This is a genomic window from Methanopyrus sp. (assembly GCF_053997775.1).
This window is the reverse complement of the sequence record NZ_JBMXXF010000023.1, coordinates 1-8,099: the sequence shown is the minus strand read 5'-3', so window position 1 is coordinate 8,099 and position 8,099 is coordinate 1. Positions and strand designations below refer to the sequence as shown.

At 67.7% G+C, this 8,099-nt stretch carries 7 protein-coding genes; 1 reads left to right on the top strand and 6 read right to left on the bottom strand.

Annotation, left to right across the window (positions count from 1 at the left end; genetic code table 11):
- The 6 genes from ACXJJV_RS02915 to ACXJJV_RS02890 all read right to left on the bottom strand — a co-directional run.
- On the bottom strand, nucleotides 1-530 hold a 530-nt coding region (locus ACXJJV_RS02915; RefSeq protein WP_456466682.1), incomplete at its 3' end, for a type II secretion system F family protein.
- 15 nt (nucleotides 531-545) lie between these two features.
- Nucleotides 546-1,901, bottom strand: a complete 1,356-nt coding sequence (locus tag ACXJJV_RS02910) for a type II secretion system F family protein (protein WP_456466681.1) — start codon at nucleotides 1,899-1,901, stop codon at nucleotides 546-548.
- A 1-nt stretch (nucleotide 1,902) separates the two neighbouring features.
- Nucleotides 1,903-3,696 (bottom strand): TadA family conjugal transfer-associated ATPase, encoded by a 1,794-nt coding sequence (locus ACXJJV_RS02905; RefSeq protein WP_456466680.1) that lies wholly within the window; start codon nucleotides 3,694-3,696, stop codon nucleotides 1,903-1,905.
- Nucleotides 3,697-3,708: 12 nt separating this feature from the next.
- A complete protein-coding gene (locus tag ACXJJV_RS02900) occupies nucleotides 3,709-5,514 on the bottom strand; it encodes an ATP-binding protein (RefSeq protein ID WP_456466679.1) in 1,806 nt (601 codons plus the stop codon).
- A 5-nt stretch (nucleotides 5,515-5,519) separates the two neighbouring features.
- The gene (locus ACXJJV_RS02895) at nucleotides 5,520-6,119 is read right to left on the bottom strand and encodes a class I SAM-dependent methyltransferase (protein ID WP_456466678.1); all 600 of its coding nucleotides are present in this window, start codon (nucleotides 6,117-6,119) and stop codon (nucleotides 5,520-5,522) included.
- Between the two features lie 13 nt (nucleotides 6,120-6,132).
- Nucleotides 6,133-6,729, bottom strand: coding sequence for a DUF1678 family protein (locus ACXJJV_RS02890; protein WP_456466677.1), 597 nt, complete (start codon nucleotides 6,727-6,729; stop codon nucleotides 6,133-6,135).
- A gap of 1,163 nt (nucleotides 6,730-7,892) precedes the next feature.
- Between ACXJJV_RS02890 and ACXJJV_RS02885 the strand changes: the two genes are divergently transcribed.
- The coding region (locus tag ACXJJV_RS02885) for a hypothetical protein (RefSeq protein WP_456466676.1) at nucleotides 7,893-8,099 on the top strand (207 nt) is incomplete at its 3' end.

Sequence of the window (8,099 nt, the reverse complement as noted above, 5' to 3'; positions counted from 1 at the left end):
TCGGCGAGGTTGAGCATGGCCTCCTCGAAGGTGCTGCCCATGTCCATCTCGCGGACGACGATGGAGAACTCCTCGGAGAGGGCGCCGTAGTCGGACTCGGCGACGTTCTTCACGACCTCGAAGACGGAGGAGCCGGCGCGGAGTTCCTCGACCATCTGGCGGAGGGCGTCGGGGAGGTTCTCCTCCATGTCCTTGATGCGGGCGCGTTGGACGATGCGTGGGTAGGCGAGCATGGCGGCGGGAAGGGCGAGGGGGGCGAGGGCGAGGGGGCTGGCGAGGAGTTTGAAGAGGAGGAGGGTGATGGGGAGTCCGAGGAGGAAGTAGAGGAGGGTGGCGGCCGCGTAGAGCTCGTAGGGTACGTTGATGTTGGTGACGCGGAGGAGGTAGTCGCGCTGTTTGAGCTCGTCGAGGTCCATGCGTCGGACGATGAGTTGGGCTAGGGGGACGGCGGCGGGGGCGGCGAGGAGGGCGGCGATGCGGAAGAGGGGTCCGAGGGCCTTGAGCGCGTCGGGTCCCAGGCCGGGGAGCATGTTGGGCCCCGCCCGTTAGACCTTGGGTTCCATGGCCTTGAACAGGTACAGGAACATGCCGCCCGTCATGCCGACCATGAGGGTGATCATGAGGGCGAACTGGATCGGTGGCAGTGGGAGGCCGCCGGACATGTTGGCGGCGATGATCATGGCGACGAGGAACATGGTGGGTAGGATGATGGTGATCATGATGTAGGGGAAGGCGAGGGACTGGAGTCGGTGGCCGTACTCTCGGTACTTCTCGCGGATCTCGTTGGCGATCTCGTCGGCGAGGACCATGAGGGTCTTGGCGATGTTGGCGCCGGATTCCATGGCCTGGAGGATGAAGCGGACGGCGGACTTGAGTCCGGGGATGTCCCAGCGGTCGGCGAGGCGGCGGAGGGCCTCCTCGACGGGGGCGCCGCCGTGGATCTCGGCGACGACGCGCTCGAACTCCTCGGAGAGGGCGCCGTAGTCGGACTCGGCGATGCTCTTCATGGATTCGATGAGGGACATGCCGGCGGAGACCTCGGTGGCCATCTGGCGGATGGCGTAGGGGAGTTGTCGGGCGATTTCGTCCTGGCGCTGCTTGATGCGGACCTGGAGGAAAAGGTTGGGGGCGGCGGCGCCGGAGAGGGCGCCGACGAGGGGGGCGGGAAGCTTGAGCGCGGTGGGGATGGGGAGGGCGGCCGCGAGGGCGGACATGAGGATGAGCATGAGGGTGGTGGAGAGGCCGATGATGGAGGCGAAGGCGGTGGGGGTGAGGTTGAGTCCGGCCTTGCGGAGCTGCTCGCGGTCGGGGGCGAGGGCGCGGAAGGCGGAGCCCAGCGTGGCGGCCCAGTCGGACTCGGTGATGGTCTGAACGATCTCCTCGAGGGCGCCCCGGCGCCGGGACTGGAGTCGGCGGAGTCGTTCCTCGATCTCCTGGGCCTCGCGGTCGCGGGCGGTTTCCTCCTCGCCCTCGCTGAGCACCAGCTGCTTGATCCGCTCGGCGGTGTCGAGGGTCTCCTCTCCCTCGGCGTGTCGGAGGGCCCTCACGCGCTCCGCGACGCTTTGGAAGGGGAGGCCGCCTCCGCCACCCTCGCCCCCTCCGAGGCGTCCGGTGAGGCCGCTGAGGGCCTGGGTGAGTTGGGCGAGGGGGCCGCCTTCGCCGCCCCCACCCCCGCCGCCGAGTCGGAGGGCCTCGCTCAGTCGGTCGGCGAGGGTGGAGAGTGATAGGGATGGGGTGGACCCGCCCCCGCGGCTGGCGGTGGTGAGGCGGCTGAGTTGGTAGAGTGCGTACTCGACGTAGAGGCCAATCTGCTCGGTCACGCGGAGGCGGGGGGCAAGGAGGAGGATGAGGGCGAAGGCGAGGGTACCGGCGAGGAGGAAGTAGAGGAGTGTGCTCAGCATGTTACGTGAACCCCGTGATTCCGACCTTTTGGAGGACCTTCTCGCGGTTCTTGTAGAACTCCTGGATGAAGCGGCCGACCTCCTTAACGTGGCGGATGTTGTTGTCCACGAGGTACTTCAGGATCTGCTTGCGGATCTCGATCTCCTGTAGGATCTCGTCCATGCTCATGCCGGTCTTCTCCTGGATCTTCTTGAAGACCATGCTGGGGACTTCGGTGCTGCGGACCTCGTCGGTCTCGGGCTTCCACTCGAACACGGTGTTGAGCTGGACCGTGTCGCCCTCCATGCCGGCGATCTCGGAGATCTCGGTCACGCGGCGGATGGAGCCGGAGCCGCGCTGGAGGAAGCGGTTCTGCATGACGATGATGTCGAGGGCGGGGATCATGATCTTGGGCACGTTCATGGGCTCGTTCGTGAGTCGGGTGATCGTCTCGCGGGCGGTGTTGGCGTGGAGGGTACCCATGCAGCCGTCGTGTCCCGTGTTCATGGCGGTGAAGAGGGTGCGGGCTTCGGGGCCGCGGACCTCACCCACGATGATCCGGTCGGGGCGCTGGCGGAGCGTGTTCTTGACGAGGTCGTCCATCGTGATCTCGCCCTTGCCCTCCACGTTCGGCGGCTTGGTGGTGAGGCGGACCCAGTGCTCGTGGGGGAGCTGGAGCTCGAGCGTGTCCTCGATCGTGATGATCCGCTCCTCGGGCGGGATGAAGATGCAGAGGCAGTTGAGGGTGGTCGTCTTGCCGCTGCTCGTGCCGCCGGCGATGAGGATGTTCGCGCCGTGCTCGACGGCGAGCCAGAGGTAGGCGGCCGCGTCGTAGCTGAGCGTGCCGAACCGGATGATGTCCGTGATCGTGAGCGGGTCCTCACGGAACTTGCGGATCGTGATCGTGGGCCCGTCCGGGCTCACGGGCGGGATGGTCGCGTTCACGCGGCTACCGTCCGGGAGGTGCGCGTCCAGGAGCGGGTTCTCCCGGTCGATGCGGCGGCCCGACTCTCGCGAGATCCGCTCGATCACGGTGCGGGCCGCGCGGGAGGGGATCTTAAAGTCGCACAGGCACATTCCGTGATCACGGTCGTACACGTACACGAAGCACTCGCGTGCCTGCCCGCTCAGGACGACCTCGGGCACGACCATGATCTCCTCCAGATTATCGTCCTTGAGCAGCGGGTGGATGTGCTTGTACCCGATCATCTCGTACACCAGGAGCTGTTTCAGCTCGTCCTTGATCACCTCCAGCTCCGGGTACTCGTCCAGCACGCTGTCGAACGCCTCCTCCACCTCCTCCATGAACGCCTTCTCGCGCTCCTCCAGGCTCGGGTACTGGGTGGGGTCGAAGTCGATGTTCATGGAGAGGATGTCCTTCACGTCGTCCAGCACGCGCTTGAACTCCTCGTCGTCCCGCGCGTAGCGGGGCGCGTTCGTTCCCAGCCGCTTGACGATCTTGCCCCGCAGGGTCTCGAGCTTGTAGTACCGGTTGAAGTCCTTCGAGATGTAGATAGGCACGGGCTGATCCGGGTACTCGATGATCCTCCGCAGCTCGTCGTCGCACAGGATCTTACCCTCGCCCTCCTCCGCCTCCTCGTGCTTCTCCAGGACTTTCTCCGCCTCCTCCGAGGGTAGGGGCTGCACCTTGCGCTCTTCCTCCTCCGCCTCGGGCGCGCCCGCGGCCTCGGCCCCCGCCGCCTGACGCTCCTCCCGCTCCCTGGACTCCTCCTCACCGCCCAGGATGTCTCGTAGGAGGTCGTCCCCCAGGTCACCCAACAGATCCTTAACGTCGTCCTTGCGCCGCTTGGCCACGGCCCGGCCCCCCTACTCGAGGTCCTTGAGCAGGTCCTCCACCTCCTCCAGGTCCACGTCCAGGTCCGAGGACGACCCGCCGCCCTCCTCGGCGCCCTCCTCGACTTTAGCCGTTTTCTCGGCGGAGGACCCGCCGGCAACCGACCCGCCGGAGGCCTCGGAGGACGCCTCGGACGCCTCCTCTCCCGACTCCTCCGAGCTCGCCATGAGCTCCTCCATGGCCGTCGCCTCGGCCAGGATCGAGGACTGGAACGTGCCCACGAACTCCACGTCGGCGAAGCGGATTCCCTCCTGCCGGAGGCTCTCGATGAACTTGGTGGGCGAGATCCCCTCCAGGTCCACGTACACGTCGTCGCCTAGGCGGACCGCCGTCCGCACGCCCGGGATCCGCTCGATCCGATCGACCTCCTCGCCCGCCCCCTTCACGACCACGGTCGTGACCGAGACCTCCGTCTCCTCCGAGCCGAACTTGTCCAGGTCCGCCCCGTGCCGCTGCAGCGTCAGCACGATGTGGTGCCGCATCGCCTTCTCCACGATCTCCCGGTCGATCACGTCCTTCCCCTCCTGGATCCGGATCGCCTGCGCGATCTGCGCGACGTCCCGCGCGTAGGCGAACGTCGGCTTCAGCCCCCAACCACCCTCCTCCTCCGGCAGGAAGGCCCTCCGATACGCCTCGATGGCGTCCTCCGTGTACTTCTCGCCCATCTCCTCCAACCGCTTCCGGAAGAGCTCCACGGCGTCGTCGAGCGGCGGGTGCGAGAGGTGCACGAACAGCGGCGCGCGCCGCAGGTGCGCCTCGTCGAACACGGTGATCGGCAGGTTGGTCGAGAACGCCGCGATGAAGTCGCAGAACACCTCCACCGCCGTGCCCGCCACGTGCACGATGTCCTTCTTGTTCTCCATCGGCACGATCAACCGGTTCAGGATCGCGATGTGCGAGTCCCGCTGCCGCCCCACGTCGTCCACCAGGAACACGCCGCCGTGCGCCTTCACGTGCGGCGGAACCTCGTACACGCCCTTATCCGCGTCGTACCGCCCCTGCAGATCGTCCAGCGTCAGCTCGGCCCCCGTGAACACGAACGGCGCGTGAATCTTCACCCACCGCTCATCCTCCGGCTGCTCCCGCCGCGGCCGCGGCTCGTGAAAGTCCGGATCGTACAGCTGCAGCACGCTCCCCGCCACGTACACCGCCCTCGGGATCACGATCGGCGGCAACAGCTTCGCCATCCGACTCAGCGTGAACGTCTTACCCGTACCCGGCGGCCCGTACACGATCAGACCGCGACCCGACGTCGCCGCGATCCGGTACACCCGCTTCGCCTCCTCCGCCCCCACCACGTCGTGAAACGCGTACTCCACCACCTCCTCCGGGATCTCGATCGGATACCGACCCTCCACCTGATCCCCCACCACGTCCACGTAATCCTCGTACGGGACCGGACACACGCCGATGTACGGATCCTCCTTCATGATGTTCTCCGCCAGATCCCGCCCCTTCGGCGTCACGTCGAAGTTCGTGTTCTGAAACATCGGGCCCCCACCGGTGTGACCCACCAGCTTCCGATCCTCCAACTCACCCACGATCTCCTCCAAGATCGGGATCGGAATCCGCGTCACCTCGTAGATCTCCCGCCCCGAAACCGGCCCCCGATCCGCGATGACCTTGAGCACCAAATTCTCCACGTACTCCTCCGGCAACCCCAGATCCTCGATCGACTCCGGCTTCCGCAGCGACTCCACCAACTCCACGATCTCCGGCTGATTGTAGTACTCCTCCACCGCCTCCAACACCTCACGAGGCAGACCCTCCTCCGACAACCCACTCACCCCGGCGCCCGCAGTACCCAGTACCCCGAACCGCGCGCCGCCACCTCCACCGACCCGAACACCTCCGCCATCCGATCCCGCACCCGCTCCGCACCCATCCGCCGCCGCACCACCAACCAGAGCTCACCATCCTCCGTCAGGTACCCCGGAGCCTCCTCTATTATTTTGTTAACGACCCGAAGCCCCTCCCGCACCGGCGGATTGCACACAATCAACTCAAACGACTCCCCCTCCACCGGACCGTACAGATCCCCCCGCCGCACCTCCGCCACGTCCCCCACCCCGTTCAACTCCACGTTCCGCCGCGCCAACCACACCGCCCGCGGATTCACATCCGTCAACACCACCCGACCCTCCCCCATCACCCGCGCCGCCACAATCCCCAACACCCCGTACCCACACCCCAGATCCAACACGCTCCCCACCCGATCGAACGGCGCCGACTCCGCCAACAACAACGTCCCCTTATCCACCCGACGCCACGAAAACACGCCCGGCGCCGTAAGGAACCGGAACTCCATCCCCCGAATCCGCGCCACGATCATCCCCAACTCATCCCGAGACGGCCGACCACGCCCCGAGTACGGAGCACCCATCCAACACCACCCCCTACCCACCGTGCCGAAGCTTCCACCGCTCCAGCTCCCAGAGCACGTCCCGCACCCACTCACCATCCCGAGTCTTATGCAAGAGGAGCCTCCGGAGCACCCGATCCGCGAACCAGGCCGGCCACGGCCCCAACACGGACCGGGCAAACCCGGGCGCCCGCTCCAGCAACTTCCGGAGCCTCACGGACCGGGAGGGCCGCAGCTCGAACGCGAGCGAGAGTACCCGAGCCACCCGCTTGTGACTCACCTCTCCTTGAGCAGCCTCCTCCACCAACCGCTCCAGGGCGGCCCGCAGGTGCCGGACCGCGAGTCGGGCCAGTCGAAGCACGAACCCCTCGGACTGCTCCTCGAGCCAGCGAACGAAGCTCACGCTCTCGTTCTCCTTCCCCAAGTAGAAGACCCGCGGAAGATCGAACCCCTTACTCCGCACCCGCTTCAGGTAGGCCACGTAGTACGGACCGTACGTCCGCCCACCAACCCGACGGTACGTTTTCTTCAACTCCGGCTTAACCTCACGACGGTAGACCTCCCGGAGCACGCGCAGGACGCGGATGCGTTCCACGGGATCCTGAGGGACGGGCACGTTCTCCCAGGTCACGACCCCGGCCCCCTTATGGGCCCACCCACACCATTGTAATCACCCCGGAGCTTAAAAAAGCTCCGCCTCCCGACGGGCCCCGGACGCGGGCCGAGTACCGGTCACCTGACCCTCCGCCATCCCACCCCCACCGGCACGCCGCTCCCGGGCACCCGTAACCCCGGCACCCACCCTCGCGCCACCACCCGACCCTTTCCATTGTAACCACCTGGGAGAAGACCCGAAGATCGCACCACCGTCCGCCCGAGACCACCCAACGACGGCGTGGACGTGGGCGCCTCCGGCCCGCGCCCCATCGGCTCCGGGCCCTCACACCGCGATAGAGGCACCCGCGGAGCGTGAGGGGCCCGCCGGAGACCTCGAGGAGAGCGACCCGACCCACGGCATCGTCCGCCTTCCCATTGCAATCACCCAAGGAAGGGCCGGCCCATCCCAGGCGCACCCTCTCCCACCGTCCTGCGCGCCCACGGTCCCTTGCGATTACAATGGACGGGGGCCGCCCCCTCCGGAGGCCGGGATCCTGCACCCCCGGCTCCCAGCGTGACCACCCGGTCCCGACGCACGGCACCCCGGTCACGACCCTCGACCCCGCGGCCGAGTACTCGTACCGCACCGGGGCCGCTCCTCTCCTCCTCACCGCGGTCGACCCGTCGACACCCACGAAACGTCCCGCCGGGATGGACCCGACGATGGTCACCGCGACCCGCGCCCACCGGGTGGGGCTGGAGACCCCCAACCGGGTCGGCGGCTCGCCCCGGCCGGTGGGCCCGTGGGAGCGGGCACCCTCCGGCCGGCGCGGGTCACCGGGTCGGGCAGCCTCCTCCGCCCGCATCCCACTGTAATCACCACGAAGAAGGCCCCCAAAACGCCGGTGTAGGGCCCACCGGCGCACCCAACCTCCCCGCCCTTCGCGCCCTATCCCTCGTGATTACAATAGGAAGGGTCGGCCCACACCCGGGGCCGGGGTAGGACCCCCACACACGATCCCGCGCCCGCCCGAACCCGCCCCGCCGAGTCGTCGCCCGGCGGGCTCGCTTCGGCGCCGTTGGGCCCTCCCTCCTTCGATTACAATAGAAGGGGGCCGCCCCCACCCGAGGCCGGGGCGCGACCCATTCCCAACACTTAACTCCCGCCGCCTCACCGTTCCCCCGGGGGTCGCGCGCGTGAGGTGGGCGCTCCCCCTGACGCTCGCGATCGTCGTCCTCACCCTCCCCACGACCACCCACAGCGCCCCGCCCTGGGAGAACCCGGAGGAGCCGGAGCCGGCCCCGCCGACCGACGCGCCCGAGCTGACGCTCACCCCGGACCAGCTGCGGAAGCTCGAGGATCTGGGCGTCCCGGTGATCTACCTCAACGGGCGGCCGGCGGTC